This window comes from Holospora curviuscula (genome assembly GCF_002930195.1).
In the GTDB taxonomy this organism is placed as follows: domain Bacteria; phylum Pseudomonadota; class Alphaproteobacteria; order Holosporales; family Holosporaceae; genus Holospora; species Holospora curviuscula.
The window spans coordinates 1-1,071 of the sequence record NZ_PHHC01000008.1 but is presented as its reverse complement, the minus strand read 5'-3'; the positions used below and the strand labels follow the sequence as shown (position 1 = coordinate 1,071).

1 protein-coding gene is annotated in these 1,071 nt (G+C 40.3%); it reads left to right on the top strand.

What is annotated here, in order from left to right:
• Positions 1-606: 606 nt before the first annotated feature.
• Positions 607-729 (top strand): hypothetical protein, encoded by a 123-nt coding sequence (locus tag HCUR_RS09720; protein ID WP_279337359.1) that lies wholly within the window; start codon positions 607-609, stop codon positions 727-729.
• Positions 730-1,071: the final 342 nt, after the last annotated feature.

The window sequence follows — 1,071 nt, the reverse complement described above, 5'->3', positions numbered from 1 at the left end:
TTATGGAAAATCTTCTTAACAAGACAATTGAAATTTCAGAACCCCAGAATGGGCGGTGTTCGCCAAAAGATGGGTCGTTGAACGAACCTTGGCTTGGCTCAATCATTATCCAAGATTGTCTAAAGCGTAAGAAATGGCTGTAGCAGCTTTCGAAAATAGGGTGAGGATCGCTCTTTTATGCGCTTGTTAAGGGGGATCGCTCATCCATAAATCTAGGCTCTGACTGCGTTATACGCCAGTCACAATAATTGACATGGACTGTTTAGAACACGATATCACGATGGATCCCCTGATGCTTGTCAGCCAAAGCGAGCAGAGCGCTTTGGAGTTAGCGCTGTTGGCATTTTGAAAACCCTGAGACGTCTTGGGATTGGCTATAAAAAAATCTTAAATTATCCAACGGCATATCCAGAAAAAAAGATCTATAGTATACCAAAAGCGTGATGAATTAACCAGCAAAGTTGATGAACGTGGAGTTGCCCATGCTATGTCAAAAACGCACGGATGTTGTGTAAAAGCCCAGCGTTGTGACGGAAAACAGGATTGAGGAACCCAAAGTAGAACAAATGCTATAGGCGCTTTGATGGGCTTTTAAGGGCCATTGGAGTGCTTACGACTTCTGGAGAGGGATTGACTTGTTGGGTAAAGGAAATAATACTCACCCATATTCTAGAAAACCGTGGTGTTGTCCTAAATAATGCTGCGTTCCATCAAGGTAAAGCTCGGTAAAAAATGGATTAAAGATGCTGGTATACTTTACCTACCTCTTTATTTTCCTGATTTTAATCCCATTGAGAAACAGTGAGCTCACGCTAAACAGATACGACGTTCTACATCTTGTTCAATTGATGCACTATTCTCTATAACCATTATCTCTGTACCGGACAAAACTAATTGGTTAGTTAGTTTGCATTGACAGTAACTCGGTGAAATAAAAACAAAAAGTGTATAATCTCGATTATCGAAAAAGAGGTATACATCATGGTTTCAGTCAACGAGTTAAAGCGCATTTTAAAGCCATATTTCAAAATCGACAATAGGCGTCTTGATTGCTTAACCCAAATGTTAGGT